General features: G+C 67.1%; 27 protein-coding genes. 13 read left to right on the plus strand and 14 right to left on the minus strand.

Translation table 11 applies throughout. The annotated features are described in order from the left end of the window. Positions 1 to 27: 27 nt before the first annotated feature. Entirely contained in the window at positions 28 to 462 is a 435-nt protein-coding gene (locus C7455_RS14445; protein WP_109669384.1) for a DUF1178 family protein, read from the plus strand. Here C7455_RS14445 and C7455_RS14450 read toward each other — a convergent pair. The 5 genes from C7455_RS14450 to C7455_RS14470 are packed head-to-tail and all read right to left on the minus strand — an operon-like array spanning position 459 to position 5,013. Next, on the minus strand, positions 459 to 1,655 hold the full coding sequence (locus tag C7455_RS14450) for a glycosyltransferase family 2 protein (RefSeq protein ID WP_109669386.1): 1,197 nt from the start codon (positions 1,653 to 1,655) through the stop codon (positions 459 to 461). The two genes, C7455_RS14445 and C7455_RS14450, sit on opposite strands and share 4 nt — an antisense overlap. Next, the gene (locus C7455_RS14455) at positions 1,655 to 2,359 is read right to left on the minus strand and encodes a class I SAM-dependent methyltransferase (RefSeq protein WP_109669388.1); all 705 of its coding nucleotides are present in this window, start codon (positions 2,357 to 2,359) and stop codon (positions 1,655 to 1,657) included. The genes C7455_RS14450 and C7455_RS14455 overlap by 1 nt, the downstream gene beginning before the upstream one ends. A 19-nt stretch (positions 2,360 to 2,378) precedes the next feature. After that, complete coding sequence (locus tag C7455_RS14460) at positions 2,379 to 3,245, minus strand: glycosyltransferase family 2 protein (protein WP_146200007.1); 867 nt, start codon at positions 3,243 to 3,245, stop codon at positions 2,379 to 2,381. A 5-nt stretch (positions 3,246 to 3,250) separates the two neighbouring features. Continuing rightward, positions 3,251 to 4,147 carry a hypothetical protein gene (locus C7455_RS14465; protein ID WP_245904343.1) on the minus strand — a complete coding sequence of 299 codons (897 nt, stop codon included), beginning with the start codon at positions 4,145 to 4,147 and terminating at the stop codon, positions 3,251 to 3,253. 11 nt (positions 4,148 to 4,158) lie between these two features. Then, positions 4,159 to 5,013, minus strand: coding sequence for a hypothetical protein (locus tag C7455_RS14470; protein WP_245904344.1), 855 nt, complete (start codon positions 5,011 to 5,013; stop codon positions 4,159 to 4,161). Positions 5,014 to 5,280: 267 nt separating this feature from the next. On the opposite strand from C7455_RS14470, the gene C7455_RS14475 reads away from it, so the two are divergent. The 9 genes from C7455_RS14475 (at position 5,281) to C7455_RS14515 (ending at position 13,693) form a co-directional block, all read left to right on the plus strand. Beyond that, the gene (locus C7455_RS14475) at positions 5,281 to 6,165 is read left to right on the plus strand and encodes a phosphate/phosphite/phosphonate ABC transporter substrate-binding protein (protein WP_109669391.1); all 885 of its coding nucleotides are present in this window, start codon (positions 5,281 to 5,283) and stop codon (positions 6,163 to 6,165) included. 91 nt (positions 6,166 to 6,256) lie between these two features. Continuing rightward, positions 6,257 to 7,042 carry a phosphonate ABC transporter ATP-binding protein gene (locus C7455_RS14480; RefSeq protein WP_109669392.1) on the plus strand — a complete coding sequence of 262 codons (786 nt, stop codon included), beginning with the start codon at positions 6,257 to 6,259 and terminating at the stop codon, positions 7,040 to 7,042. Next, the gene (phnE, locus tag C7455_RS14485) at positions 7,039 to 7,830 is read left to right on the plus strand and encodes a phosphonate ABC transporter, permease protein PhnE (RefSeq protein ID WP_109669394.1); all 792 of its coding nucleotides are present in this window, start codon (positions 7,039 to 7,041) and stop codon (positions 7,828 to 7,830) included. Before C7455_RS14480 ends, phnE begins: the two co-directional genes overlap by 4 nt. A gap of 149 nt (positions 7,831 to 7,979) precedes the next feature. After that, entirely contained in the window at positions 7,980 to 9,092 is a 1,113-nt protein-coding gene (locus C7455_RS14490; protein WP_211315494.1) for an ABC transporter ATP-binding protein, read from the plus strand. Then, positions 9,086 to 10,039 (plus strand): ABC transporter substrate-binding protein, encoded by a 954-nt coding sequence (locus tag C7455_RS14495; protein WP_109669396.1) that lies wholly within the window; start codon positions 9,086 to 9,088, stop codon positions 10,037 to 10,039. Before C7455_RS14490 ends, C7455_RS14495 begins: the two co-directional genes overlap by 7 nt. A 10-nt stretch (positions 10,040 to 10,049) precedes the next feature. Further along, positions 10,050 to 11,723, plus strand: a complete 1,674-nt coding sequence (locus C7455_RS14500) for an ABC transporter permease (RefSeq protein ID WP_109669397.1) — start codon at positions 10,050 to 10,052, stop codon at positions 11,721 to 11,723. Further along, positions 11,720 to 12,466, plus strand: a complete 747-nt coding sequence (locus C7455_RS14505) for a metallophosphoesterase (RefSeq protein WP_109669399.1) — start codon at positions 11,720 to 11,722, stop codon at positions 12,464 to 12,466. Before C7455_RS14500 ends, C7455_RS14505 begins: the two co-directional genes overlap by 4 nt. A 559-nt stretch (positions 12,467 to 13,025) precedes the next feature. Further along, the gene (locus C7455_RS14510) at positions 13,026 to 13,325 is read left to right on the plus strand and encodes a hypothetical protein (RefSeq protein WP_109669400.1); all 300 of its coding nucleotides are present in this window, start codon (positions 13,026 to 13,028) and stop codon (positions 13,323 to 13,325) included. Between the two features lie 110 nt (positions 13,326 to 13,435). Beyond that, positions 13,436 to 13,693, plus strand: coding sequence for a hypothetical protein (locus tag C7455_RS14515; protein WP_109669402.1), 258 nt, complete (start codon positions 13,436 to 13,438; stop codon positions 13,691 to 13,693). Between the two features lie 272 nt (positions 13,694 to 13,965). Here C7455_RS14515 and C7455_RS14520 read toward each other — a convergent pair whose 3' ends face one another. The 5 genes from C7455_RS14520 to C7455_RS14540 all read right to left on the minus strand — a co-directional run bounded on the left by C7455_RS14520 (position 13,966) and on the right by C7455_RS14540 (position 20,643). Then, positions 13,966 to 15,324 carry a GntP family permease gene (locus tag C7455_RS14520; protein WP_109669403.1) on the minus strand — a complete coding sequence of 453 codons (1,359 nt, stop codon included), beginning with the start codon at positions 15,322 to 15,324 and terminating at the stop codon, positions 13,966 to 13,968. 82 nt (positions 15,325 to 15,406) lie between these two features. After that, entirely contained in the window at positions 15,407 to 16,291 is an 885-nt protein-coding gene (locus C7455_RS14525; protein ID WP_109669405.1) for an NAD-dependent epimerase/dehydratase family protein, read from the minus strand. Then, positions 16,284 to 17,588 carry a dTDP-4-dehydrorhamnose 3,5-epimerase family protein gene (locus tag C7455_RS14530; RefSeq protein ID WP_146200008.1) on the minus strand — a complete coding sequence of 435 codons (1,305 nt, stop codon included), beginning with the start codon at positions 17,586 to 17,588 and terminating at the stop codon, positions 16,284 to 16,286. The genes C7455_RS14525 and C7455_RS14530 overlap by 8 nt, the downstream gene beginning before the upstream one ends. Beyond that, complete coding sequence (gene rfbF, locus C7455_RS14535) at positions 17,585 to 18,355, minus strand: glucose-1-phosphate cytidylyltransferase (RefSeq protein WP_109669408.1); 771 nt, start codon at positions 18,353 to 18,355, stop codon at positions 17,585 to 17,587. Before rfbF ends, C7455_RS14530 begins: the two co-directional genes overlap by 4 nt. Beyond that, entirely contained in the window at positions 18,352 to 20,643 is a 2,292-nt protein-coding gene (locus tag C7455_RS14540; RefSeq protein WP_146200009.1) for an O-linked N-acetylglucosamine transferase, SPINDLY family protein, read from the minus strand. Before C7455_RS14540 ends, rfbF begins: the two co-directional genes overlap by 4 nt. 226 nt (positions 20,644 to 20,869) lie before the next feature. Here C7455_RS14540 and C7455_RS14545 point away from each other — a divergent pair, with 226 nt between their 5' ends. From C7455_RS14545 to C7455_RS14555, 3 genes are read left to right on the plus strand one after another with little or no spacing between them, the layout of a single operon-like run. Beyond that, positions 20,870 to 22,036, plus strand: a complete 1,167-nt coding sequence (locus C7455_RS14545; protein WP_109669411.1) for a 2OG-Fe(II) oxygenase family protein — start codon at positions 20,870 to 20,872, stop codon at positions 22,034 to 22,036. Further along, entirely contained in the window at positions 22,033 to 22,569 is a 537-nt protein-coding gene (locus C7455_RS14550) for a sigma-70 family RNA polymerase sigma factor (protein WP_109669413.1), read from the plus strand. The genes C7455_RS14545 and C7455_RS14550 overlap by 4 nt, the downstream gene beginning before the upstream one ends. Further along, positions 22,556 to 23,320, plus strand: a complete 765-nt coding sequence (locus C7455_RS14555) for an anti-sigma factor family protein (protein ID WP_109669415.1) — start codon at positions 22,556 to 22,558, stop codon at positions 23,318 to 23,320. The genes C7455_RS14550 and C7455_RS14555 overlap by 14 nt, the downstream gene beginning before the upstream one ends. 41 nt (positions 23,321 to 23,361) lie before the next feature. On the opposite strand, the gene C7455_RS14560 is transcribed toward C7455_RS14555, so the two are convergent. The 4 genes from C7455_RS14560 to C7455_RS14575 form a co-directional block, all read right to left on the minus strand. Then, positions 23,362 to 24,594: an RNA polymerase sigma factor gene (locus C7455_RS14560; protein ID WP_109669417.1), complete on the minus strand. Its 1,233-nt coding sequence runs from the start codon at positions 24,592 to 24,594 to the stop codon at positions 23,362 to 23,364. 4 nt (positions 24,595 to 24,598) lie between these two features. Next, positions 24,599 to 24,958 carry a YciI family protein gene (locus C7455_RS14565; protein ID WP_109669418.1) on the minus strand — a complete coding sequence of 120 codons (360 nt, stop codon included), beginning with the start codon at positions 24,956 to 24,958 and terminating at the stop codon, positions 24,599 to 24,601. Between the two features lie 13 nt (positions 24,959 to 24,971). After that, a complete protein-coding gene (locus C7455_RS14570) occupies positions 24,972 to 25,364 on the minus strand; it encodes an MAPEG family protein (RefSeq protein WP_109669420.1) in 393 nt (130 codons plus the stop codon). Positions 25,365 to 25,528: 164 nt separating this feature from the next. Further along, the gene (locus C7455_RS14575; RefSeq protein WP_109669421.1) at positions 25,529 to 26,233 is read right to left on the minus strand and encodes a hypothetical protein; all 705 of its coding nucleotides are present in this window, start codon (positions 26,231 to 26,233) and stop codon (positions 25,529 to 25,531) included. Between the last annotated feature and the right edge of the window lie 3 nt (positions 26,234 to 26,236).

The following is a 26,236-nucleotide window of genomic DNA, read 5'->3' on the forward strand; positions in this document are numbered from 1 at the left end:
CCCGCGACCGCATAGTTTGGCACGACGATGATCCGTTACGCCCTCAGATGTTCGCAAGACCACAGCTTCGACAGCTGGTTCCAGTCTGCCGCCGCCTATGACGCGCTGGCGGCAAAGGGCCTTGTGTCCTGCGCCATCTGCGGCGGGAGCGAGGTGACCAAGGCGCTGATGGCGCCGCGCGTGGCGGGCACGGATGCGCCCGAGGCGCCGCTACCGGCCCGACCGCTGTCCGAGCCCGCCCATCCGGCCGAGCAGATGCTGCGGGTGCTGAAGGAGCATCTGGCGAAAAACTCCACCTATGTGGGCGGGCGCTTTGCCTCCGAGGCCCGCGCAATGCATCTGGGCGAGGCCGATGCCCGCCCGATCCACGGCGAGGCCGCCCCCGAGGAGGCGCGCGCCCTGATCGAGGAGGGCATTGCCATCGCCCCCTTGCCGATCCTGCCGCCCGACAAGACGAACTAGAAACCGTTTGCGGGCGTCACGCCCATGGCGCGCAGTTGTGCCGCCTCGCGGGCGTCGCGCTCGGCCTCCAGTGCCGCCACGCGGGCCGCGATCTGGCGGGCGATGACCGCGTCGGGCAGGCCGCGCGCGCGCATCTGGGCCACCAGCGCCTTGCCTGCCGGCGCGAGCGGCTGCACGAACAAGACGTCGTCAAGCGCGGATATCGGCGTGTCGGCGGCGCGGGCGAGTTGGTCCATCCGCGCTGCAAAGCCGGGGGTGGCGCGCAACTGGCCAAGCCGCGCGGCGTGCCAGTCGCGGCTGGCCTCGTGCAGACGGTTGAGGGTGTCGTCGGTCAGCCAGTCCGCGACCAGCGCCGCAACCCGCGCAGACCACGTGGACAGGCCCGGCAAGGCCACCTCGTTGCGGTCAAAGACGGCGAAATAGGTCGCGTCATACTTGTCTTGCTTGAGGTTCACGTTGCCCCGGTCGCCGCGCAAGAGGTACGCCTCGCGGCTTTGCACCGCGAAATGGGCGATTTCTGCTAGGGCATAGCCCACTGTCGCCGCAGACCCGCGCCAGCCATCCGCCATGAAACTGGGTGGCATCGGCTGGCCCGACCCGTTGACCCACGCCTGTGCCATGAACCCGGCCAGCCGCTCGGGGTTCTCCTTACCGCCCTTCACGCCGGGACGGTGAATGCCCAGTTTCACATGGCGGTAGGGCCGGAACAGCGTCTTGACCCCCCAGCCACGACGAAAATCCTCGGGTGCTGCGCGGGTGAACTGCGGCAAGACCGGGTCGGGGGACCACGACCCGATCCCGTTCGACCCCATCATGCGCCAATTGATCGCCACGCCCTCGGTTCCATTCGGGCAAGCGTCCAGCAAGGCGGCCAGCGTCTCGTCGCCGGTCTTCACATGCAAGAACTCGTCCGCGTCGCTCACCAAAAGCCAGTCTGTGTCGAACAGCGCCCGGTTCTTCTCGGCAAGGCTCAGCGCGTGTGGCTGAGGCTTCTTGCCCGGCGGCACGACGTTGCGCAGGTGCCGGCAGAGGCCAAGGGCGTCGAGCCGGTCGAGAATCGCATCGCTGCCGTCACGGCAATCGTTGGTGTAGACCCAGACCGCATCGAACCCGATCAGCCGATGGTAGGCCAGCCATTCCAGCAGGCGCGGCCCCTCGTCCTTCATCATCGACAAGATCGTGGCGCGGGCCATCAGTAATTGATGTAATGGCTCTGGATCACCGGTTTCGGCGGCCCGTCACGGTGTTTCTTCTGCACGACGTAAAACAGGAACTGCGGCACCTCGAAGCGTTTTTCGGCGCCCCGGCGCCGCTCGGTCGGGTCGGGCACGCGCGATGGCCGCTCCGTCCCCTTGCGCGAGAGTGTCCAGCAGCCCAGCACCTCATAGCCGAGCGAGGCATGCCAGTAGCGCCACGGGATATCGGGGCCGACCTGATAGAAGCCATGGCCATACCAGCCGTCCGTGCCGACGCAGGAGACGAAGATGCCGCCCTCTTTCAGCATCGCATCGACGTTGCGGAAACTTTGCGCGATGTCGAAGACATGTTCGGTCGTGCCGCCGTCATAGATCAGCTCGAAACGGTCCTTGAGGTCGTCGCCCACGGGGTCGGAGAGGTCATGGACATGTTCCGCCCCCTCGATCGCCGAGAAATCTAGGCTTTCGAGTTTCGGCCAGCCGATGGTCTTGAGATAGGCCTCGCAGAACCCGTCTTCCTGAAACAGGTCCTGGGGTGTTGCCTCTATCCCCAGCCGCGACAGTTTCTTGATCAGCCGGTCGGTCCAGCCGGGCGGGTTGAAATGCATCTTCTGGCGGCCCAGCATGATGCCGTTCCTGCACTCCTTCACCAGCGGTGCGATATAGGCCAGTTGCAGCGCGATGTTGATGCTGATGCCCATGGGTTGGTCCTCTCGAAGCTCAGAGCAGACCGGCGAAGCGGTCGGGCACCATCACCGGAAAGCCGCGGTCGGTCGCGGCGGGGTGACGTGGCGGTTTGGGGCGGGCGGCAGGGCGGCCCTGCTTGTCGACGGGAAATTCGGCCAGTGCAATGTCGCGCGCCGCGTCGAAGGGCAGGGCGGTCGCAGGGTCGATCTCGCCGATCATGCGCAAGCGGCCGAACTGGTGCTTGCGCATGGAGCGGTGCTGGTCGCGCCCGCCGCGCGCCATGATCCGGTCCTCGGCGACTTGCGTGTCCGCCAGCGCGAGGTGGAACAAGATGAAATTGCCCGTCATCTTGACCGGCAGGTTCAGCAGCCGATGTCCGCCATTGGCCCAGTTGGCGTGGCGCGAGATGACGAAAGGCTTGGAATAGGGCGGCGTCACATAGCCGTGCCGCCGCTGCGACAGGATCGGGGCGGTGCGGTCGATGGGAGAGCTTTCGTCCCCCGACTGGATCATGTCGACGCCCGTGGCAAAGAGGTATCCGGCCTCATCCACTTCGGCGAGCGCTGCTTGCCAATCCAGCCCCGTCGCGGGATCGACCACGACATATTCGTCGACATCCATCCGCATCACGTAGCGATACCGCTCGCGCAAAAGGTCATTGGCGCGGCTCGACATCTTGCGGGCCATGAAACTGTCGTTGTCGGCCCGTTCGCGTGGCGCGTCCGTCAGAACCTCGGTCTGTATGCCGGTCAGGTCAACGGACGGCTGCCAATCCTCGCCATCGATGACCACGAAGAGGTTCTCGCGTCCGACGATCGCGCCGTAATGGGCGATCCACTTTTCCAAAAAGAACCCCTCGTGCCGGACATGCGTCATGGCGGCGACGAGGGATTTGCCCATCGCGCTCATCCTTGGGTCGTATCGGTGGCAGCAATGCCGTCGGGCGGGGGCACGTCGAAGATGCGGCGGATGCGCTTGACGCCGACTTGCGCCTTCAGCCCGTCATAGCCGTCATTGGCCAGCCCCGCCTCTTCCAGCACCTCCCATTTGCGGTAGTGAACGGCGGTGATGGCCCGGTCGCGCGGAAAGGGTTTGCCGCGCAATCGCCCGCCGAGAATGTAGTGGTCGTTCTCTTCCAGTTCGTTCCACGCCATCCCCGCGCGCCGGATCGCCACCGGCAGGCTCATCTGGTCGAGGTAGGGGCGGCGGTGGGGTACGAGCTTTTCGACACGGTCGAGGCTCTGTGCCGTGTCCATCCAGACCCCGGCAAACCCGCTATCCTCTGGGAAAAGCACGAAACCAGAGGAAAAATAGGGCACCACCTGACGGCGGCGGTCGCGCATCAGGGTGATCCGCTCTTCCGGTACGGGCAGACCGAAATTGCCGTAGACGGTTTCCCAAAGATCGGCGGGCGCCCACAGGATCGAGGCGGCGGGCGAGCAGGTGACATGGCCGGGCTTGAGCAGGCGGGTGATGTCATGGGCGGCCATAACAAGGATATCGCTGTCCATGAACCCGGACCATTGGGTGTCGCGGGGCTGAAGGCAGGCGATGATCTTGTTGCCGTGCGGATAGGCCGGGTCGAACACGCCTTCGGTCACCATCGGCCGCACCTCGCAGCGCATCCGGCGCAGCGTTTCGGTGACGGCGGGGTCCAGCTCCTCCATCCGGTGGGCAGGGCAGTAGCCGACGAGTTGGACCTCAGCGTCGAGATGCTGACGGATCGAGGCGGCAAGGTAGCACGCGATATACTGGTAGGTCGGCGGTTCCACCACGAAGAAAAGCGTGAGCGAGGGCGTCATGATCCGCCCCCTCAGTCTTCCAGCGCGAGGCCGGGGTCGATGCCGACCTCCTGGCACATGCGCCACGCGTAGGAGTTTTCCAGCGGCACGTTGCGCCGCCACCAGGGCTTGGTGCCGTTCGTGTAGAGATGGACGGAGGTGGTGGCCTCCGTGAACCAACCCTCCACCCGGCCATGGGGGTCGTAGAAGATGTCATTGAGCTGGAAGGGCACGGGGTAGAGCACGTCAGGCGTCATCGCGCGCTCGTAGTCGCCGGTCTGCTGGGCGAAATAGGTAAAGGCCTGCGGGCCGAAGGCGGTGCGCTCGGTGCGGTAGATCTTGACCGCGTGGGGCGCATCCTTTTGCTTTTCAAGCTTCTTGCGCTGCTGCTTGTTCCACCATGGCGGGGCGTCGGGCAGATTGTCGTAATAGTCGAGCAGGCGGTCCATCAGTTCGCAGTGTTGCGGCAGGCCCACGACCCCGCAGTTCAGTGCGCCGCGCATACCGTGACCGGCAAAGATCCATTCCCATTCATCGGGGAAGGGCCTGTGGCAAAAAGCGTCGCAGTCGATCCAGATCGCACCGGTGGCACGGATCATCTTGTAGCGAAAGACGTTGGACAGGAAGCTGGCCGAGGTCTCCTCGACGATGTCCATGGGGATGTCCATGATCTCGGAGGCGGGGCGGACCACGACGCCCTCGGGCGCGTTCTGGACATTGTCGGTGCAATAAAGCGTCACCGGATGGCCGTGGCGCAGGTGGGATTTCAGGCAAAGCTGGTTGAGATACTGCAGCTTTTCCCCGATCCAGAGAGAGGCCACGGGTCGACGGTTCAGTTCCACTGGCATGCCCTTTTCCTGCTCGAAACAGCGCGGGTTGGTCCGCATCTTTCGTTGATCCGTTGTCGCCTGTTTCGAAGATCAAGGCAAAGGATTTCCGGGAACAGGCAAAGGGGGGTGTTGCGGGGGTGCACGGGTGTCAGCGGCGGATGCTTCGGGGGTGCGGGGTGTCGCGACCGGGCGCACGGCTGCATGCCGCAAAGGCCTGTGGCTGAGGTGTCTCCAAACCCTTGGCGTCCCCCCTCTGACCGTCATGGATGTGTCATGATGCCTTGATAGGCGACCCGGAGTGTTCAACCCGGGAGACACCGACACATGCGCAGACTTCACTTCACCGCAGCACCTCTTGCCGTCGCGGCCGTCCTTTTCGCTGGTGCAGCCACTGCGCAATCCGTGGCCGACGCTTGCCCTGCCACCCTGCGGATGGCGGATACCGGCATCGAGGGCATGGGTGATCTGACCGAAGCCTTCGGCCCTTTCGCCGAAACCTTCGAAGAGCTGACCGGCGTCGAGCTTGCGCTCTTCTCGCTGTCCAACCGGACCGCCGCAGGCACCGCCCTGCAGTTCGACGAGGTCGATTTCGTCTTTGCAGGCCCCTCTGAATTCGTGCTGTTCCAGCAACTGACCGAGATGGACATCTTGTTCTCCATCGTGCGTCCGCATTACGGCTCCAGCTTTGTCGTGCGGGCCGACAGTGACATCCAGACGCTGGCCGATCTGGCCGGTCGCCGCGTGGCGCTCAAGGATGTGGGCTCCACCTCGGGGCATATCTTCCCGATGATGCTGATGGCCGAAGCAGGGCTCGATCCGGAAAACGACGTCGAGATCATCATGGCAGGCGACGCGCGCGTCCAGGTGCTGATCAATGGCGATGTCGATGCGATGGGCGGCGGCAATTCTGACTGGGATGCCGTGCGCGAGCAAGATCCCGATACCGAATACCGCCTGCTGGCGCAGACCGACACCCTGCCGGGTGATCCGGTGGTGATGCGCGCCACCCTGCCGCAAGATTGCCGTGACGCCCTGCGCGCCACGCTGTCCGAAAACGCGGATGCGCTGTGGAACAGCCTGACCTCGACCGAGCGCAACGCCGACAAGTTCATCGAACGCGACGCCTACATGTCCTTCGACACCGACCCGGCCATCTACGACGTCGTGCGCAGAGCCTACGAGGTTGCAGGCATCGCGCTGGACGATTGATCCTCACCGATCCGTCACAGGCGGGCGGCCATCCATTGGGACAGGCCGCCCGTTTCCTATTTGCACCGGACGTTCACGCAAGGAGCCGACGATGAGTTCAGCCATTACCTGTGAGGACGTGCGGGTCAGCTACGGCGACCTGCAGGTCCTGCGCGGCGTGTCCTTCGATATCCCCGCCGGTCAAGGTGTGGTGTTGCTCGGGGCAAATGGCTGCGGGAAATCAACCCTTATGCGCAGCCTGAACGGGCTCGAGAAACTGCAGTCGGGCCGCATCCGCATCCATGGCGACAGCCTGGCGGATGCCTCGAGGGTCGATCTGCGCCGCATCCGGCGCTGCATGGGCTATGTGTTTCAGCAATTCAATCTGGTGCCGCAACTCAGCGCATTTCAAAACGTCCTTCTTGGGGCGATGGGGCGGCATCGTCTTGGGCTCCTGTCTTGCCTCGGATTGACGGCATCGACCGAGGAGCGCGCGCGCGCGATGGCCTGTCTCGAACGGGTCGGCATGGCCGACCGCGCGCAGCACCGCCCATCCCAGCTTTCGGGCGGCCAGCAGCAGCGCGTCGCCATCGCGCGCATGCTGATGCAGGCCCCCAAGGTCGTGATCGCCGACGAACCCATCGCAAGCCTTGATCCCAAGGCCGGGCGCGAGGTGCTGGACCTGTTGTGGCGGATCGTGCGCGAGGAAGGGTTGAGCATGCTTTGCACGTTGCACCAGCTTGATCTGGCGCGGGAATATGCGGACCGCATCATCGGAATGAAGGCCGGACGGGTCGAGATCGACGCCGCCATCGCCGACATCGATCCCCTGCACCTGAACACACTTTACGTCGGCATGACCCGCGTCGATGCCCAGCCACAGGAAGACGCCGCATGAGCGAGAGCAGCCGCATCCCCCCGCGTTTTCGCGCGCCCTCGGCGCTGGCTTGGGTGCTGGTCGTGGGCTTCGCGGCCTTTTTCATCCAGGGTCTCATCGCCTCGGAAATCTCGCTTGACCGGCTGGTGCGCGGGGCCAGCAACCTTGTGCGCTTCATCGGACAGGCTGTGCCGCCGGATTTCTCGCGCGCGCCCAACATCGCCGATGCCATGCTCGAGACGCTCAACATCGCCATCGTGGGCGTCACCTTCGGCTGCCTTTTTTCAATCCCTCTGGCGCTGCTATCGGCGCGCAACACCGCGCCGAACGCGGTCGTGCGCGTCCTTGCGCGGTTCGTCATCTCGGTCTCGCGGACCATTCCCGATCTGATCTGGGCGCTGATCTTCGTGGTGACCGTCGGGCTGGGGCCGCTTGCGGGGATTCTCGCCATCATCATGGACACGATCGGTTTTGCCGCGCGCTTTTATTCCGAACGCTTCGAAGAGGTTCAAAAGGGCCCGTCCGAGGCGCTGACCTCGACGGGGGCGGGCCGGTTATCGGTCATCTTCGGCGCCATCTTGCCCGAAAGCTTCGCCTCGATGACCGCGACATCGCTGTTCAGCGTGGAAAAGGCGATCCGCTCGGCGGTCACGCTCGGGCTGGTGGGCGCGGGCGGGATCGGGGTGGAACTGTCCACCGCGATGCGCTTGTTCCGCTACGATCAGGCCGCAGCGATCATCCTTGTCATACTGGTCGTGGTCATCGTGTTCGAACAGATCTCCTCGAGCATCCGCAAGCGGATCATCTGACACCCGCAAGGGGCGGGCAGGGGCGTCGCGCACCGTCGATCAAGGCGCACGGCCCCGGCCCGGCTTGCCCGCCGACCCGGCGCAAAAGGCTGTCATCAAACCGTCATCCCGTCCGGGTAACCGCAGGTCTGCAAGGGACGGGGACAGCCGTGAGACAGGACACACCATCGGCAGGCGAGGCGCAGCACGCCATCGCCACACGCGCCCTGTCGCTGAGCTACGGTCAGACACACGTGCTGCGCGGGATCGACCTCGGCTTGAACAGGGGTCAGACGCTGGCCCTTCTGGGTCCGTCCGGTTGCGGCAAGACGACCCTTTTGCGTCTGGTGGCCGGACTGCTCGCCCCGACCAGGGGCGACATATTCATCGACGGGCGGCAGGTGGCGGGGCAAGGCGTTCTTGTTCCGCCCGAGCGGCGCGGTCTGGGCATGGTGTTTCAGGATTACGCGCTCTGGCCGCATCTGAGTGTTGCGGGCAATGTCGCCTTCCCGCTCGAAATGGCGGGGGTGGGCCGCGCCGAGCGTGACCGCCGCGTCATGGCGGCGTTGAGCCGGGTGGGTCTGGCCGAGATGTCCGCACGCCGCCCCTCTGCGCTGTCGGGCGGCCAGCAGCAGCGGGTGGCGATCGCACGGGCCATCGTCGGCGAGCCGCGGATCGTGCTGTTCGACGAACCCCTGTCCAACCTCGACCGCGAGTTGCGGGAAACCATGGTGGCCGAACTGGGCGCCCTGATCCGCGATCTGGGGCTGACGGCGATCTATGTGACCCATGACCAGTCCGAGGCGCTGACGCTGGCCGACCGGGTCGCGGTGATGGACGCGGGCGAGATTGCCCAACTGGCGGCCCCCGAGGATCTTGTCGAGCATCCGGCCTCTCCGAAGGTTGCGGAATTCCTGCGGCTCGGGGCGGTGCTGACGCTGCGGCGCGTGGCCGAGGACTGGCATCTGGGCCAGCATCCGCTGGGCCTCACGGGGGGGCCCGCCTCCGCGATGGCGCATGTGCTTGTCACGCCCCGTGCCCTTGTGGTGGCGGATGCCGCGGGTGCCACCCTGACCGGCGATGTTATCGCCATTCAGTACCGCGACACCGCCTATGCGATCACCGTCAGGCTGGCCGATACCGCCCCGGTCCAGACTGTCCAGATCGCCAGCAATACCCGCATGCGGATCGGAGACCGCATCGGGTTGACCCTCCTCTCCGACCGGCTGCGTTGGTTTCCCGCGCAGTCCCCACACCCCTTGAAAGAGACAAGATCATGTTGAAGACCACGCTTCGTGCCAGCGTCGCCACCGTCAGCCTTCTGGCTGCCACCAGCGCTTTCGCTGATGTCACCGTCTACACCGCCGGCCCCGCCGGGCTGATCGAACAACTCGCGGCTGGCTTCACCGAAGAAACCGGCATCGCAATCGAGTTCTTCCAGGCCACCACCGGCAACATCATGGCCCGCATCGAGGCCGAGGCCGCCAACCCGGTGGTCGATGTGCTGATCTCCGCTTCGTGGGACACCGCGACCGACTTCGCGGAGCGTGGCTGGCTCGCGCCCTACACCAGCCCGAATGCGGCCACCGTGCCTGATTTCTTGCAGACCGACACCGCCGTCGCGCAGGGCGTGGCGGCACTGGCCATCGCCTGGAACCCGACCTCGGGCACGCCGCGTCCGACCGAATGGTCCGATCTGACCGCGCCCGAGTTTCAGGGTCTCGTGAACCTTCCCGATCCGGCGCAGTCGGGCTCGGCGTTCGAACTGGTCGCGGCGCTCATGGCCACCAGCGGCATCGAGCTGTTCGACAGCCTCGCCGCCAATGGCGCCATCGTCGCGGGTGCCAATGCCGAGGCGCTGAACCCCGTGCTTCAGGGGGCCAAGGCCGCCGTGTTCGGCGCGGTCGACTATATCGCGCTCAACAACATGGCTGCCGGTGAATCGATCGAGGTGATCTTTCCGGAAAGCGGCACGGTCATCGCGCCGCGCCCGATGATGATCCTGAACTGGTCCGACAACCAGACCGACGCGCAGGCCTTCATCGACTATGTGCTGTCGGATGCCGGTCAGGCCATCGTCGCCGCGCAGAACCTGATGCCTGCCCGCGCCGACGTGGCGGCGGATCGCGCGCTGATCGCTGACCTTACGATCCTGCCGATCGACGCCGAGGCCGTCTATGGCGCGCGCGCCGAGACGCTGGACGCCTTCGCCGGCGCCTTCGCGCAGTAAGGCGCCCCGCATGGCCAAAAGCCGTGCCGCGATCAGCCCCACCGTCGCGCTTGCGGCGGTGGGGCTTTCCATCGTCGTGGCTGTCCCGTTCCTTGCGATCGTGCTGCAGGCGATCTTTCCGACGCTTGGGCGCGGCTCCTTCGCCGCGCCGTTCTCGGCCTTTGCGGGCGCGCTCGGGGATGCGGCGCTGATCGGCATGGCGGGCAACACGCTGCTGCTGGGGTTTTGCGTGGTGGTGCTGTCGGCCGTGGTCTCCGTGCCGCTGGCCATCGCCCGCGCCCTGTTCCGTGTGCCCGGTGCGGCGATCTGGGACGTGATGTTCCTGATCCCCTTCATGATCCCACCCTATATCGCCGTGTTGGGCTGGATCATGACGCTGCAGCCGCGCGGCTATCTGTTCCAGCTTGCAGGTTTCGACCTTGGTTCGTTCCTGTTCTCGCTGCCCGGCATCGTCTTCGTGATGACGCTCAACACCTTTCCGGTGGTCTATTTCGCGGTCTCGCGCACGGTGGAAACCGTAGGCTCCCGCTATGCGGACGTCGCGCGCCTGTTCGGCGCCACCCCCGCCCGCGCGTTCTGGCGCGTGACCCTGCCGCTGTCGACGCCGGGCCTTGCCGCCAGCCTGCTGCTCGTCTTCGCCATGGCGATCGAGGAATACGGCACCCCCGCAGCCCTTGGCCGCCGCGCGGGCTTTGACGTTCTGGTGACCGCCATCGACCTGCGCGTGTCCGACTGGCCCATCGACCTGCCCGGTGCCGCCATCCTGTCGCTGATCCTCGTGATCTTGTCCTTCTGTGCGTTCCTGTTGCAACGCTGGGTTCTCAACCGTCGCTCCTACGAGGCGACGACGGGCAAGCCGCAAGACACGTCCAAGCGCGAGCTTGGCGTCTGGACCTTTCCCGTCCTCGCCCTGTTTGCTCTGGTGGCCTTCGTCGCGACGATCCTGCCGCTGCTGGCGATCCTTGCAACCGCCCTGTCGCGGACCATTTCCGGCGGGCTGGCGTGGTCGAACCTGAGCTTTCGGCATTTCGCCGCGATCCTCGGCGATACGACCGGGGCGCTCAAGGCGTTGAGCACCAGCCTGTCGCTCGGCGTCGGCGCGGCGCTCATCACCGGCCTTTTGGGGGCGCTGTCGGCCTATGCGGTGGTGAAATCGCGCGCGCGGGGTCGCGGGGTGCTCGATGTTCTGACGATCCTGCCCAACTCTCTGCCGGGCATCGTGGTCGCGGTCGGGCTGATCCTTGCGTGGAACCAGCCGTGGCTGCCGATCACGCCCTACAACACGTCGCTGATCTTGCTGCTGGCCTATTGCTGCATCCTTCTGCCCCAGCCGGTGCGCTATGCCACCGCCGCCTTCCACCAGATCGGCGACAACCTCGAGGCGGCGGCGCGCGTCTCGGGCGCGTCTTCGCTGACCGCCTTCCGGCGCATCTTGCTGCCGCTGATCGCGCCAAGCCTGCTGGCGGCGATGCTGCTGGTCTTTGCCGTGGCAACGCGGGAACTGGTCGCCTCGGTCGTGATCGCGCCGGTCGGGGTTTCCACCATCTCGACCTATATCTGGCGGCAGTTCGAACAGGGATCGGTGGGACTGGGCATGGCGATGGCCTTTGTGACCATCCTGATCACCACGGCGCTGCCGCTGATCGTGTTGAGCCTGATGGGGCGGCGGGGGTCCTTGCTATGAGCCTGATCGTCCAGATCACAGATCCCCATCTGCGCAGCGACGGGGCCGATCCGTGCCACGACCCGGCGCAGGCGATGCAGCGGGCCTTTGCGGCGATTTCCGCCATGGATATCCGCCCTGACGCCATCGTTCTGTCCGGCGACATCATCGACCGCAGCGCACGCGATTACGCCCATGCGCTGCCGCTGCTGCGTCAGGCCCCGGTCCGGCTTTTGCCGATGCCCGGCAATCATGACCGTATGGTGGAATTCCGGGCGGCCTTTGGCGGATGGGCGCCTTATGTGCCCGATCACCTCAGCTTTGTGGAACCAGTGGGCGAGGTGCTGCTGATCGGGCTGGACAGCAACTTGCCGGGTGGGGGCGGCGGCGTGGATGAGGCACGGCTCGACTGGTTGTCCGCGGTGCTGGCGGAGGCCCGCGCACCGGTGCTGCTGGCTCTCCACCATCCGCCCTTTCCGACGCATGCCCCGCATCTCGACGCCTCGGGCTTTGCCGGCGCCGACGCGCTCGCGTCCTGCCTGTCGGGCAGCCGCGTGTGCAAGATCATCGCCGGCCACAGCCACCGCGGGATGCAGACACTCTGGGCCGGCCTTCCCGCCAGCACATGCACGGCCATCGGCCATGGGCTCAGCCTGTCGCTGTCCGGCAAGACGCCGCATCGGCCTGTCGGCACGGGACCGGGCTACGAGCTTCACCAGCTGCGGTCAGGGGCGCTTGTGAGTCATCAGGTTGCCTTGGGATGATCCGGTGTCCCCTTGCGGCAAGGCACAGCTGAACGGCACAAGGGGCGAGGCAGACGCCGATCCGCAGCCGGGAACCGCGTCGGATGACGCTCGCGCTTGGCCTTGAGCCGAAGGGCCCCGGACGTGGCGCAACCGGTCGGCAGCGGGTCGGCGCCCTACAGGATCAGCCCATCGGACCCATGCGGCAGGTGCAAGACGCGTGAAACCTCCACGACGCCCGGGGAGGCTGCGGACGCCCGAGGGGCCAAGGCCACATCGTGGGCCACCGATGCCGCATCCAAGACGCGCGGCGACATGGCCGTCATCACGAGTGTGAGCGCTGCAATTCTCGTGAAGATCTTCCCCTGCCGTCTCTTTCTCGCGTGCCGCCCCATCAAGGGATGGCATCGCGACTGGCTCAAAATTGCCTTGCACCACGGAGCCAAGTCCAGCGCATCCGCCGATCATGAACCGGGCGCGGCGCGCCGTTCACCTGCCGTTCAAGGACGCGGCAGGACCGGCTCGGACAGAGGGGCAAATCTTGGGGTCATCGCAACCCGAACCCAAGATTGGTCCACAAATGAAATACTTCAAGCGGATCCAGACCGACATCCCGACCGCATTCCTGTTGGACGAAATCGCCCCAGCCAGCGACGCCTGGGCGCAGATAGCGGGCCGTCACGACAAGATCGCGATGCAGCGCGAGGCGCTGGAGCTACTGCTGCGCGGGCTGCGCAAGTCGATGATGCACGGGCGAAAGGACCGCGACAGACATGAAATCCGCTGGATGACCGTCTCCGAGGCCTTTTTGCGGGCGCGCGCCTTCATCATCGATGCGGCGGCGCGGTTCCCATCTTTCGGTCGGGTCTGCCCGGCCTGATCTCGGATGCCTGGATCCTTGGGTCTGACTTTGGCCAGGGGATACCTGCCCATGCATCGGGCAGGCCCCGGCAGGTCATCGCAGGGCCGGGCACAGGAACTGTTGGCGATGTGTCCGGATACGAGTCCGCAATCGCGGCGGGCGTGCCAGACGTCACCGATGCGGGCACGGGGTCCATCCAACGGCAATCGCCCGACCAGATCGGGCTTGCGCGGGAGCGTTTGGGCCGTCTGCACGGTCATCTGGCCTCGACCGGGGCGGCTGTGATCATGATTGCCTTGGATGCCAAGGCAATCTTGCGGCTGCGTCCATCCCTGATGGTGCAGATGATACATCCTGTTCCGGACAAACCTTGGTGCGACCTGTGACAAGCCGATCGGAGATGGTGCGCGCCGGTCGGGCGCGGTCTCGCCGGCGGCACATCCGACAGGCGGCGGTCACCGGTCGGATGGCAGCATTGAAAGTCGTCTTTATGAAACTGTTCCACGTTCCGGCGCATCGAGTGCCACACCACCGACACCCGCGAATCAACAGCTTTCCCACATGCCCGACCCGTGCCCTCACGGCACGGCGGCGGTGGGCTGATGGTCGGGTCAGGATGGTCTTGTGGCGTCGCAGGCGTGGTGGCGTCCGTCCCCCGTCAGAAGCTGCCGAATGCGATCCCCAAGGCCATGATCAGCGCGCAAGCCAGCGTCGGCCCTAGCACCGCTACCATGAAGATATCGGCATAGGCTTGTCGGTGGGTCATGCCGCAAATGCCCAGCAGCGTGATGACCGCCCCGTTATGGGGCAGTGTGTCGAGCCCGCCCGTCGCCACTGCAACGACCCGGTGCAACAGCGCGGGATCGACCGCTTGCGCCGTCGCCTGCGCCACCAGCGACGGCCCCAGCACGTCGAGCGCGATCGACATGCCGCCCGAAGCGGATCCGGTGATCCCCGCGAGCGCCCCAGAGGACAACGCCGCAGCGACGACGACATTGCCGCCCGACAGCCCATCGAGGCTGGCGCGGAGCATCTCGAACCCCGGCAAGGACGCGATGACCGCGCCGAACCCCACGAGGCTGGCGGTGTTGAAAAGCGGCAGCAGGGCGGATTCGGCGCCTTCGTTCAATACCGCCATCAGCCGGGGCGGACGGCTGAGCGCAAGGGCAAGGGCCAGCGCGACGCCCAGTGCCGCGATCACCGACCACAGGCCGCCCACGCGCGACAGGTCGGTCGCGCCGTAAAGGGGCAGGGCGAGGTATCCGGTCTCCAGCGCGGGCAGCACCAGCACCCCCATCGCCAGCGTGCCGATCCCCACCGACGCGATCGGCACCAGCGCCACCCAAAGCGGCAGGGGCCGGTCGCGCGGCGGGCCGTCGGGCGCCTCGGGCGGTGCCTCGCCGGCAAGGGCGCGCGCGCGGTATCGTAGCCAGCCCAATCCCAGCGCCAGCATCACCGCCCCGGCGATCACCCCCAGCCCCGGCGCGGCAAAGGGTGTGGTGCCGAAGGTGGCCATCGGGATGGCGTTCTGGATCGAGGGCGTTCCGGGCAGCGCGGTCATCGTGAAGGTGAAGGCGCCGAGCGCGATGGTCGCCGGGATCAGCCGCGCGGGCAATCCGGTCTGTGCAAACAGCGCGCGGGCCAGCGGCCATGCTGCAAAGGCGACCACGAAAAGCGACACCCCGCCATAGGTCAGCACCGCGCAGGCCAGCACCACCGCCAGCATGGCATTGGCGGGCCCAACCGCCGCCGCGATGGCCTGCGCCAGCCGCTCGGCCGCGCCCGAGGCCTCCATCACCTTCCCGAACAGCGCGCCCAGCAAAAACAGCGGGAAGAAGGCCACGACAAAGCCCCCCGCCGCCGCCATGAAGACCTGCGTGTAGCCCGCCAGCACCGGCATTCCCGAGGCAAATGCCGCGAGCGCCGCCAACAGGGGCGCAAGAACCAGCACCGACAGCCCGGCCCAGGCCCCTGCGATCAGCAGGACAAGCGCAATCAGGATCAGGATGACGGACATGGGGCCTCTCGTGCTGCGGCGCAGCATAAGCCCATGTCGCCGGGGTTCCAAGTCTACCTCCGCGCCTGCGGCGAATGGCCGGTCAGTCCTGTCGGGCCAGTTCCGCCATCACATGCGCACGGAGCGCCGTCTCGGGCGTCTCTGTGGCTTGCGCGACCATGCGGCGCAGCCGGTCAAGTCGTGGGGCCATCACCGGCGGATCGCCCGGACCCGGCGCATGGGCAAGGCTCAGAAGGTCCGGCCGGCCGGCCGTCTCGGCCACGATCCGGGCCAATGCGCCAAGGCTGCGGGGCTGGCCCGATCCGATGTCGCAAGGCCCTGACAGGGGGCTGTCCATGAGTGCAACCAGCAGGCGGGCGACATGCGGGGTGGAGGCGACATCGCGGATCAGCTCGGCCGCGCGCACCTCGGCCGGGCGTCCCGCGCGGCAGGCGGCGATCAGACCGGGGATCAGGCGGCGCGGGTCCTCGTTCGGGCCGTAAAGATGGAACAGCCGCGCCCAGACAAGCGCATCGCCACAGATCGCGGCAAGTTCGGCATGAAGCGCGGCCTTGGCCTGCCCGTAGGGGGTCGCGGGCGCGATGGCGCGTGCCTCGTCCCATGTGCCGGGGACCGCGGCGTCATATTCCGCGCAGGTGCCAAGTGCCACCACGCGCACCCCGCTCGCCGCCATGAAACGGCCCACCAGATCGGCGGAGGCCTCCCGCCAGAGCGCATTGGCCGGCGCCGTCCAGAAGGCGCCATGTTCCACCTCCCAGGCGCAATGGATCAGGCGCGGCGCAAGGCCCGCCACTTCGGCACGATCCTCCGCGACCAGCAGATCGGCGCGGTGCCATGTGACGCCGGGCATCGGCGCGCCGGGGCGGCGGCTGACGGCATGGACGGGGATACGGGCCGCGCAAAGTGCGGCCAGAAGCTGTCGCCCGACAAACCCCGTCGCCCCGGTCAGAAGGACGGCGTCAGGCATGGGGCAGGTCCGGCCGGTTTCGGTCACGCTTTGAGATGGCGGCGGGGCGCGCGGGCCGACCGGTGTCGAGCGCGGACCCATCCCGGCACGCGTGCCGCCAGAGCCTGTGCCTGCAGCGAAAAGCGAGGCTTTCTGCGCGCAGGTCCACTGTCACGTCCCATATCGCGCCCGCAACACAGCGCAGTGGCTTGGCCCCGCGATGCGGTTCGGCCCGCCGGTGGAGGAGCCCGCGCAGGTTGGTCGAAAGGCTGGCCTGAGCCGAGGGGAAATCGAGCCCGATGGCGACAAGACCTTCGGCCCAACAGCCGTGGCGCGTGCCGCCCCTCGCGTCGATCTGCGCCAGACCTTCGACCTCCAAGACGCCGGGGATGTGGGTGTGGGCCAGCTGCATCCATGCCGCTCCATGCGGGACACCGCCGTCCGGGGTCCACCGGTCAAGATTCTCGCGACGCCCGAAGGCTCGATCCCGAGGCATGGGATGCCGGCCTTGCCGAAATTTCCAAGCAGGTGGCCGTCGTTCGAGGCCACCACGATCACGCGCGAACCCGGCCCGGGCGACGGACAGGCGTTCGGCACCGGGTGCAGTCCCGGATCGCGCAAGCCCGCTGTCCACGGCGAGCTTCGGCGCCGCGGGCAGCAGCGTCTTGGCGGGGGCCTCGGCACGCAGTGCGCGGCCTGTGACCTCCTGCGAGAGGCGCAGGAGGTCACAGATCGACATCTTAGCTCCGACCGGGCCACGTTTGAGAGCTTCTTGGGTCAGTCCGGTGAGCCGATCGTCGACAGGGATCGGGTGGTCCACGCCCGCGTCCAGCGCATGCTGGAACGCACGGGTCGCGCCCGGGTTGCGCAGGGCCGGCGACAGGCCAGCCGTCCCGGGGCGGCCCGGTCCGGGCGCGCGGTAAACCTTGTCGGAGGCGACGGTTAACGCCGCCGCGCACGGGCAGCGCAGGGCTTGCAAGACGGTCTTGGTGCGGGTGGGGTTGCTCGAACATCCGCGGACCGGGTCGCAGACCCCCTCGGACAAGGTTGCTTGGGCGGCCACGCGCAAGACAATGGCGTCACCGCTGGGGTCCACCCATACCTTCGCATCCGGGTGGGCAAGACCTGCGCGCAGGTCGGGCGAAAGCTCGCGTCCCGCGCACAACAGGTCATGGACGCCCTGTCCCGGCTTGTGGGCGAGCGGCTTGCCCGTCACCCGCGCCCTTTGTTCGACCAGCCGCCGCCCGGCCCAGGCTCCGTTGAACCCGGTGGTTCCGGTCAGAGGCCCGGCCCGGAAGGTACGCAGGGGACGGATCACCAGATCTTCCACGGTGCCTGCCCCCCGTCCCACAGCGCCTGGAGCGTATCGCGGTCACGCAGCGTGTCCATAGGTTGCCAAAAGCCGCGATGCTCCCACGACATCAACTGCCCGTCGCGGGCGAGCCCGCGCAGGGTGTCTTGTTCCAGCACGGTCGCATCCCCGGCGATCCGGTCCAGCACGGACGGCGACAGCACGAAGAACCCCCCGTTGATCAACCCTCCATCGCCGGCAGGTTTCTCGACGAAGGCTGTGACTTCATGGCCGTCTCGTTTCAGCGCGCCGAAGCGGCCGGGCGGCACCACGGCCGTCACCGTGGCCTCGCGGCCATGGGCGCGATGAAACGCGATGCTGCCGGCAATATCCACATCGCCCAGCCCGTCGCCATAGGTCAGGCAAAACGCCTCTTCGCGCTGCAACAGGTGGCCCACGCGCACCAGCCGGCCGCCGGTCTGCGTATCGTCTCCGGTGTCGATCAGGGCCACGCGCCAAGGTTCGGCGGCGGGGCGCAGCACTTCGAACGTACTGGTGGCCACATCGACCACGATGTCGGACGACAGCCTCGCGTAGTTGAGAAAGAATTCCTTGATCTGCCAGCCGCGATAGCCAAGACAGATCACGAAATCGGTGATCCCGTGGGCCTGATAGAGCTTGAGGATATGCCACAAGATCGGCCGCCCGCCGATCTCGACCATGGGTTTGGGGCGCAGACCCGTTTCCTCGGACAGCCGTGTGCCGCGCCCGCCTGCAAGGATCACCGCTTTCACTCGGACGCCACCTTTCGTGCCAGACCGTAGAAATGCCGGGCGAAGCGGTCGGGCTGGCCCAGCGGGTTTGCCGCGATCTGCGCGCGCAACCCGTGGCGCAGCTGCAGTCGCCGGGCCGGATCAGCGGCAAGGTCCGCGGCGGCGGCAACGTAGTCCTCGGGGGTCGATGCAGCCAGATCACCCAAACCTGCATTCGTCAGGTTCGAGTAGGACAGCCGCTCGGGGAAACCGGGGCCCACGAGGGTGATGGTGGGCACGCCCATCCAAAGCGCCTCGCAGGTCGTGGTGCCGCCGACATGGGGCGCGGTATCCAGCGCGATGTCGATCTCGTTGTAGTGGCGCATGTGATCGCCGCGCACGCCGATATAGTCCAGCCGGTCCGGGTCGACGTCGCGCCGCGCGAAGGCGGTGCGGGTGTTGGCGACAAAGCTCGGCGCACCCGCCTCGGGGCGCAGGAACACGAAGCGCGACCCCGGCACCGCGCGCAGAACCATGGCCCACAGGTCAAGACAGAACGGCGTATACTTGTAGGGATTGTTGGCGGTGCCGAAGGTGAGATGGCCCTTGCGCGCCTCGGGTGTGGCGTCGGTGATGGGGGTGGGCGCGAACATGCGCGACAGCGCCACCCAGGTTTCGGGCATCGCGAAGGGCCGTTCGATCAGCAGGCGCGGATCGGCAGGGTGCAGCCAAGGGTCGGTCAAGATGAGATCGATCCGCGACAGACCTGCCGAATGCGGATAGCCCAGCCAGCTCGCCCCGAGGCGCGCGGGACGATAGGCCATCACCTCGAGCTTGTTCATCGCCGTTGATCCGCCCAGTTCGAACAGGATATCGAGCCCGTCCGCCGCGATGCCTTCGGCCACCTGTGGCGTGGGCCGGCCCGGCCAATGGCGAAAGGCGGTGACCTTGCTTGCGAGATGGGTCTGCACCTTGTCGGCGGGTTTCTCGCTGAAGGAATAGCAAAACACCTCGACCGCGTCGGGGTCGTAGCCTTCCAGCAGCGGCAGGGCGAAATAGGTCACCGGATGGTGGCGCAGGTCCGAGGACATGAAGCCAACGCGCAGCTTGCGCGCGCCATGGAGCGCCGGGGTCACAGGCGGCAGCGGCGTGATCGCCGCCTCGACCTTGCGTCCCCAGTCGCGGTGCCAGTCCACCAGTGCGATCCGGTCCTCGAGCGTGGTCACCTGCCCCAACTCGTAATGCACCGAGGAATGGCGCCCCTCGGCCAGCCAATGTGGCAGAAGGTCGGACAGATCGCCGGTGGCGGCCATCCGGTCCTCGTCCATTACCCGCATCAGCACCGTGCGCAGGGTCCGGGCGGCTGGAGGCAGCCGGTCGGGGAAACGCGCCATCATCTCGCAAGACAGGGTATAGGCCTGTTCGATATGGGCGGTCTCGTCGTCGTAGCGGCTGCGCACAAGGCTGTCGATCCGGCGGTCGAGCAACTCGAAGGAGGTCGGATCGCCCTCGGTGGCGCGTGCAAGTGCCGCATTCGCGCCCCGTCGATCCCCGTCGCCCAAGATATGCGCCAGAAGGAAATTCGCGTCGACATGGGTGCGGTTGCGCGCGATCACCCGCTCCAGCAAGGCCAGCGCGCGGGCGCGGTTGCCCCGGCGTGAGGCATGGCGGGCGACGGTGACGGTCAGGGCGTCATCGCCGGGGGCAGCCGCCAGCGCCGTTTCGAGGGTGTCATCAAGCTCGGCCGGGCGGCCCGCGCCATGCAATGCCTGCACCAAAAGCGCCAGCGCGCGGCGATCGGAGGGTGTGATCCGCAAGGCGGTGCGCAGGCTGCGCTCGGCCTCATTCCAACGCTGCAGGGCCAGTTCCTCGGCCCCGAGCAGGCGCCAAAGCTCGGCAGATTTCGGCGCGATCCGCAGCGCCCCGCGATAGGTTTCGGCGGCGCGTGCATGATCGCCCATCTGCGCCAGCACATTGCCCAGATTGTGCCACGGCGAGATGTCGGAGGGGCGCATCCGGCGCGCCTTTTCCAGCACCTCGGCCGACTTGGTCAGCCGCCCGGCCCGCTTGAGCAGCACACCCATCAGGTTCCAGACCGCGACATCCTTGCGGTTGCGTTCGAACCATGGGCGGTAGACGGCCACGGCTTCCTCCGCGCGGCCCAGTTCGGACAGCGCCAGCGCATGGCCCTGCGCCGTCAGTTTGGGCGATGCACCCGCCGCGCGCGCCCGCTCGAAGGCCGCGAGGGCGCGCGCGGCGTCGCCATCGCGTTGGGCGGCGGCCGCAGCGGCAAGCGCGAGGTCCGCTTCGGTCAGGCCGGGTCGAGTCATCGCCGGCTCAAGACTCAGGCCAAAGTGCGATGGGTCCGACCCGCTGTCCTTGCCTGTCTGCGCCACCTCGCCGTGCCATCGCCTCAGTCCCTTTTTGCGGTTTCTCGAAGAACATACGGTCCTCTACCAGCCCTGCATCCGCGCACGCAGCATTTTTTTCCCGATGGGCAGGATGCAGGCCCGTGTCGGCACCGTATGCAAAAAGCAGACAAAAAGGCCCTGACCCATGGCACTGACCGACCTTCCCCGTCACCCGGCAGCGGGCGACCCGGCACCCAGTTTCATCCAGCGCACACCGGTGACACCGCGATTTTCCTTTGACAGCGCTGCGGGGCGCTATCTGGTGCTGTGCTTTCTCGGCAGCGGCTCGGACCCGCGCGCGCAGACCGTGTTCGAGACCGCCTTGGCCCGCCGGGACCTCTTCGACGACGAAAGGGCCTGCTTCTTTGCTGTCACGCAAGACCCGCAGGACGAAACGCTGGGCGTGATCGGCAACCGTCCCCCGGGCGTCCGGGTGTTTTGGGATTTCGACCTGTCGGTCGCCCGGCGCTATGGGGCCATCGACGCGGAGGCGGGGCCCTTCGGGGGCTGGCAGGCGGTTGCCCGATGCTGGGTCGTGATCGACCCAACGATGCGGGTGATCGACCGCATCGCGTTTCGGGACGACGGGTCGGACACAGCCGAGGTGATGGCCCTACTGGAAGCGCTCCCACCGCCCGACATGCACGCGGGCTTTGCCGTTCCGGCCCCCGTTCTGGTGCTGCCGCGGGTCTTCGAGCCGGAGCTTTGCCGACATCTGATCGCGCTTTATGACGCGCAAGGGGGCGTGGAGAGCGGCTTCATGCGGCAGATCGACGGGCGGACCGTGGGCGTGATGGACGCGGGCTTCAAGGTGCGCCGGGACATCACCTTGTCCGATGCGAGCCTGATTGCGGCGATCCAGACGCGGTTCATCCGCCGCGTGGTGCCCGAAATCGCAAAGGTCCACCAGTTCCACGTCACCAGAATGGAACGCTACATCGTGTCGTGCTATGCGGCCGAGGACGGTGGACATTTCTCGGCCCATCGTGACAACACCACGGCGGGCACGGCACATCGCCGCTTTGCCGTTTCGGTCAACCTGAACGCGGATTTCGAGGGCGGCGAGGTGAGTTTCCCCGAATACGGTCCCCGCGGCTTCAAGGCGCCACCCGGCGGGGCGGTGGTCTTTTCGTGCTCGCTGCTGCACCGGGTCAGCCGCGTGACGCAAGGGCGACGCTACGCCTTTTTGCCCTTTCTCTACGATGACGCCGCTGCCCGCATCCGGGAACGCAACGCGGGCCTTGTGGACGCGAGCGGTGCGACGGCTGCGTTCGATGCCCGGCAGAGCCCGGCCGGGGCGGACGCGAAATGAGCGGTGCTGCGCGGCTCGACGTGACCGCGCATCTGGAGGCACTGCGCCGCTATGCCCGCGTGCTGACGCGCAATGGCAGCGAAGCTGACGATCTGGTGCAAGGCGCCCTTTTGCGGGCGTTGGAAAAGCGGGCGAGTTTTCGGGACGGCGCGGATCTGCGGGTCTGGCTGATGTCGATCTTGCATAACCACCATATCGACCGCCTGCGCAGCACCAGCGCGGCAACCGCGCGCGAGACCGCATGGGCCGACCTTGCGCCGGGTTTCGCGCCTCCCGCGGGCGAGCATGCGGTAAGGCTGGAGCAATTGCGCGCCGCCGTCCTGACCCTGCCCGAGGATCAGCGCGAGGCGCTGCATCTGGTCGCCATCGAGGGGCTTTCGGTGGCCGAGGCGGCGGATGTCCTGTCGGTGCCCCCGGGCACCGTCATGTCGCGCGTGGGACGGGCAAGGGCCGCGCTACGGCGTTGGGAAGATGGCGGTACAGCGCGGCTTTCGAGCATCAGACTTGTGGGAGGTGCGGATGACGCGACCTGAAGACGGCATCACCGAAACCGAACTCGATGCCTTCCTGACCGGCCAGCTCGAGGCCGGGCGGCGTTTTGCCGTCGCCGACCATCTGGCGCGCCACCCCGATCTGGCAGCGCGCGCGATGTCGGACCTGCGCCTGCGCGAAGGTCTGCATCTGGTGCTTTCACAAGTGGATGGGCCGCCACCGCCCGCTTTGCGGCAGGCCGCCGACACCTTGGCGCGCGGGCTCGTGCGGCCGCCCCGATGGCCTTTGCGTGCTGCCGCCGCTGCCGCGCTGATCGCGTTGGGCTGGGCGAGTGAGGCGCTGTGGTCGGGCTTTCAGGAAATGCGCACTATGGCGGAACTGCGTCCCTTGGCCGAGACGGCGCTCGATGCACGCGACGCCGTGGAACTGCGCCGGTCGTTGGCCTTGACCACGGTGCAGGTCGACGCCGCGCAGATTGCCGAGCGGCTGGGGCTAGATCTGCCGACGCTGCCCACCGAGTGGCAGGTGCGCGATGTTCAGGTGGTGGCGACCCCACAGGCGCCGGGCCTTGCCCTGGTGATCGACACCCCTGACATGGGCGAGGTCATGCTGCTCAGCTTTCTTCAAAACGATGGCGGAAGGATCAGCCCGCTCAGGGCCTTCGATCACCGGGGAAGCGCTGTTGCCGTCTTCGAACATGGTCCCACGGCCTTCGTCTTGCTGGATGCCAGTGCAGGTGTCCGCGCCGAGGTCTCGCGTGAGGCCGAGCGCTTGCTCAGTCGCATGAACTGACGGCCGCAACGACGCGGCTTGCGGCCTTTCGGGCAAGGTGGTCACGACGGGGCGAGCCGAGCGAGGCGGGCTTGCAGGAACATTGCCTCGGCCGGGGTCGCAGCGCGCGCGATGGCCTCGCGGTAGGCTGCCGCGGCCGCCTCTGGCGCCCCCGTCGCGGCCAGCAGGGCCGCGCGGGCGGCGTGCCAGGGCTGGTAGTCCCACAGACTGTCGCCAAGCGTCTCCACAATGGCCAGACCTTGCGCCTGCTCGCCCGCCTCTGCGAGGGCGACGGCGGCATTCAGCCGGATCACAGGCGTCGGCTCGTGGCGCAGGAGCGCACCGTAAAGCGCGGCGATCTGTGGCCAGTCGGGACCGGGGTCGGCCATCTGGCAATCGGCGATGGCGGCCTTGATCTGGAACGGTCCGGGGCGGCGGCGTTCCATCGCGCGGGCAAGAACCGCGCGCCCCTCGGCGATGCGGGCCGCGTCCCACAAGCGGCGGTCCTGGTCGCCCGGCGGCAGGCTCGCCCCATCCGGCCCGATCCGCGCGGCGCGCCGGGCACCCGTCAGCAGCATCATCGCCAACGCCCCCTCGATCTCGGCCTCACCGGGGCGCAGTCGGTCGACAAGACGGATCAGGTATTCGGCCTCGAGGCAGAGATCGCGCGGCTCTTGCGGACCCGCGACATAGCCGGTGGTGAAGATCAGGTAGATCGTGGTCAGCACGGTCTCCAGACGCTCGGGCCAATGCTCGGGCTCGGGCACGGCAAAGGGGATGCCGGCGGCGGCGATCTTGGCCTTGGCGCGGCTGATGCGCTGGCCCATCGTGGCCTCGGCATCGAGAAAGGCGCGCGCGATCTCGGGCGTGGTGAGCCCGCAAACGGTCCGCAAGGTCAGCGCCACGCGCGATTTCGGCTCCAGCGCGGGATGGCAGCAGGCAAAGATCAGGCGCAGACGTTCGTCGGGGATATCCCGGGCGTCCGGCGCTGCCTCGTCTGCGGTCAGCGCGGCCAGAGCCTGCGCCTTGCGGCCATCGCGCCCCGCCGCGCGCAGCCGGTCGATGGCCTTGCGCCGGGCGACCTGCAGCAGCCAAGCCTGAGGGGATGCGGGCAGCCCCGACCGGCCCCAATGCGCGAGCGCCGAGATCGCTGCGTCGTGCAACACCTCTTCGGCCAGTCCAAGGTCGCGCAAACCTGCTGCGAGGATGGCAAGCAACCGCCCCCGGTCTGCCCGCATCACGCGGTCAAGCTCTCTTGACACGGCGATGGCGCTGGACGGGCCGGGGGCGGTCATGGCGTCAACTGGCCGGGTTGTAATCCATCAGCGGCCTGACCTCGATCGTGCCGAAATGGGCCGAAGGGATCAGCGCCGCATAGGTCAAGGCCGCATCCAGATCGGGCACGTCGACGATGTAGTAGCCGCCCAGATGCTCGCGCGTTTCGGCGAAGGGGCCGTCCATCGTCTCGACCTTGCCCCCCTTGATGCGGAACGAGGTCGCGGTCTCCACGCCTTGCAACCCTTCGCCGCCGCGCAAGACGCCATCGGCCTTCATGCGCGCGCTCGCGGCGAAATAGCCGCCCATCATCTCTGTGAACGCGGGCGTGCCGTAGGCCGGTTCAAGGGACGGATCATTGTAGATCAGAAGCATGTATTGCATCGATTGGTCCCCTTCACTGTCCCAGGATCTGCAAGACGATGGCGGCCATCGCGGCAAGGGCCGCAATGAGGTTCGTGCCATTGCCGACATAGCGCAGCGGATGGCCCGCGTTGCCCGCGACCAGACCGAAGGGATGCGCGATGCGCCCCACCACCAGCAGCCCGCCCGAGACATGCAGCCACAGCGCGGGCGCGCCCATGCCTTCGGCCAGCATCATCAAGATCAGCACGAAGCCCGCCCATTCGGCGCAATTGCCGTGCTGGCGGATGCGGCACAGCAAGTCGGCATTGCCGCCGTCGCCGAAGGAGACGCCCGCCGCCGAGCGGACGGAGGACACCCTGAACCACAAGACCAGATAGATCGCCGCCACCGGCAGCGCATAGAGGGGTGTTACCGCGAAAACCATGTGTACTCCTTACCATTTGAGGTTTCGATACCCCAGTGACGCGGGAGGTTTGCAGATTTCGACATCGGGCCGAAGAAAATTTTCACAGACGCGGAGTTTGCCCGATCACGCAAGGCCGGGGCCCCTTTGGGGGACCCCGGTGCCGCAGGGTCTGTGGCGCGCGATCAGCCGCGCCAGCGGGCGACGTAGGTGGTGACGGTCAGGCAGCCCATGCCGGCTGCGACGCTGGCGGGGTTCATGCCCCCCGGTGCGTTCAGGTTGAAGGCGAAACGGCTTTCGCCGCGGATCACCGTTGGGCTGACCAGCCGTGCAGTAAAAGTCACGCGGGCGAAGGCGCCGTCGATTTCCTCGTCCACAACGATGCCACGCCAGGACAGATCGCCGGTGCGCGACCAGGCCACCATGCCTTGGGTTTCGGGAAAGATCCGCTCGGGGTGGAACCGCCCGCCCCAGCTGACGGACACCGTGTGGCTTTCCAGCCCGCCCATGGCCGCCATGCCGACCATCGGGCATTGCGAGGCGTCGGTGGCAACATCGGTGATGAACCAGCGGCCATCGCGCGGCGTGATCTCCTCGAACAGCTGCAGGGGGCAGCTGCCTTGCCCGCCGTAAAGCAGATCGAGGTTATCGGGGGACATGTCGGTCCAGAACAGGTTGCCGTCCGGGTCGCGCAGGAAGGTCTGGTTTTCGGCATCGTCGGGCACCTCCATGTTCGCGGTGGCGGCAATCTCGCCCACGGTCAGATCGGTGACGCGGCAGGTGCAGCCGGAGCTGGTGCAATCGGCCATCTGCACCCGCGGCCCGGTCTGGGCGAGGGCAGCGAGCGTGGACATGAGCAGGGCGGTGGCAGAGGCAAGGATGAGGCGCATCTT

This window comes from Roseicyclus mahoneyensis (genome assembly GCF_003148775.1).
GTDB classification, from domain to species: domain Bacteria; phylum Pseudomonadota; class Alphaproteobacteria; order Rhodobacterales; family Rhodobacteraceae; genus Roseicyclus; species Roseicyclus mahoneyensis.

Coding starts and splice junctions, on each gene's coding strand:
- C7455_RS14520 (WP_109669403.1), bottom strand. CDS start 15,324: ATGTCCGTCATCCTGATCCTGATTGCGCTTGTCCTGCTGATCGCAGGG.
- C7455_RS14570 (WP_109669420.1), bottom strand. CDS start 25,364: ATGGTTTTCGCGGTAACACCCCTCTATGCGCTGCCGGTGGCGGCGATC.
- C7455_RS14555 (WP_109669415.1), top strand. CDS start 22,556: ATGACGCGACCTGAAGACGGCATCACCGAAACCGAACTCGATGCCTTC.
- C7455_RS14525 (WP_109669405.1), bottom strand. CDS start 16,291: ATGCCTGACGCCGTCCTTCTGACCGGGGCGACGGGGTTTGTCGGGCGA.
- C7455_RS14465 (WP_245904343.1), bottom strand. CDS start 4,147: ATGACGCCCTCGCTCACGCTTTTCTTCGTGGTGGAACCGCCGACCTAC.
- C7455_RS14455 (WP_109669388.1), bottom strand. CDS start 2,359: ATGGGCATCAGCATCAACATCGCGCTGCAACTGGCCTATATCGCACCG.
- C7455_RS14545 (WP_109669411.1), top strand. CDS start 20,870: ATGGCACTGACCGACCTTCCCCGTCACCCGGCAGCGGGCGACCCGGCA.
- C7455_RS14460 (WP_146200007.1), bottom strand. CDS start 3,245: ATGGGCAAATCCCTCGTCGCCGCCATGACGCATGTCCGGCACGAGGGG.
- C7455_RS14480 (WP_109669392.1), top strand. CDS start 6,257: ATGAGTTCAGCCATTACCTGTGAGGACGTGCGGGTCAGCTACGGCGAC.
- C7455_RS14475 (WP_109669391.1), top strand. CDS start 5,281: ATGCGCAGACTTCACTTCACCGCAGCACCTCTTGCCGTCGCGGCCGTC.
- C7455_RS14470 (WP_245904344.1), bottom strand. CDS start 5,013: ATGCGGACCAACCCGCGCTGTTTCGAGCAGGAAAAGGGCATGCCAGTG.
- C7455_RS14575 (WP_109669421.1), bottom strand. CDS start 26,233: ATGCGCCTCATCCTTGCCTCTGCCACCGCCCTGCTCATGTCCACGCTC.
- C7455_RS14565 (WP_109669418.1), bottom strand. CDS start 24,958: ATGCAATACATGCTTCTGATCTACAATGATCCGTCCCTTGAACCGGCC.
- phnE (WP_109669394.1), top strand. CDS start 7,039: ATGAGCGAGAGCAGCCGCATCCCCCCGCGTTTTCGCGCGCCCTCGGCG.
- C7455_RS14560 (WP_109669417.1), bottom strand. CDS start 24,594: ATGACCGCCCCCGGCCCGTCCAGCGCCATCGCCGTGTCAAGAGAGCTT.
- C7455_RS14500 (WP_109669397.1), top strand. CDS start 10,050: ATGGCCAAAAGCCGTGCCGCGATCAGCCCCACCGTCGCGCTTGCGGCG.
- C7455_RS14445 (WP_109669384.1), top strand. CDS start 28: ATGATCCGTTACGCCCTCAGATGTTCGCAAGACCACAGCTTCGACAGC.
- C7455_RS14550 (WP_109669413.1), top strand. CDS start 22,033: ATGAGCGGTGCTGCGCGGCTCGACGTGACCGCGCATCTGGAGGCACTG.
- C7455_RS14510 (WP_109669400.1), top strand. CDS start 13,026: ATGAAATACTTCAAGCGGATCCAGACCGACATCCCGACCGCATTCCTG.
- C7455_RS14540 (WP_146200009.1), bottom strand. CDS start 20,643: ATGACTCGACCCGGCCTGACCGAAGCGGACCTCGCGCTTGCCGCTGCG.
- C7455_RS14450 (WP_109669386.1), bottom strand. CDS start 1,655: ATGGCCCGCGCCACGATCTTGTCGATGATGAAGGACGAGGGGCCGCGC.
- C7455_RS14505 (WP_109669399.1), top strand. CDS start 11,720: ATGAGCCTGATCGTCCAGATCACAGATCCCCATCTGCGCAGCGACGGG.
- C7455_RS14495 (WP_109669396.1), top strand. CDS start 9,086: ATGTTGAAGACCACGCTTCGTGCCAGCGTCGCCACCGTCAGCCTTCTG.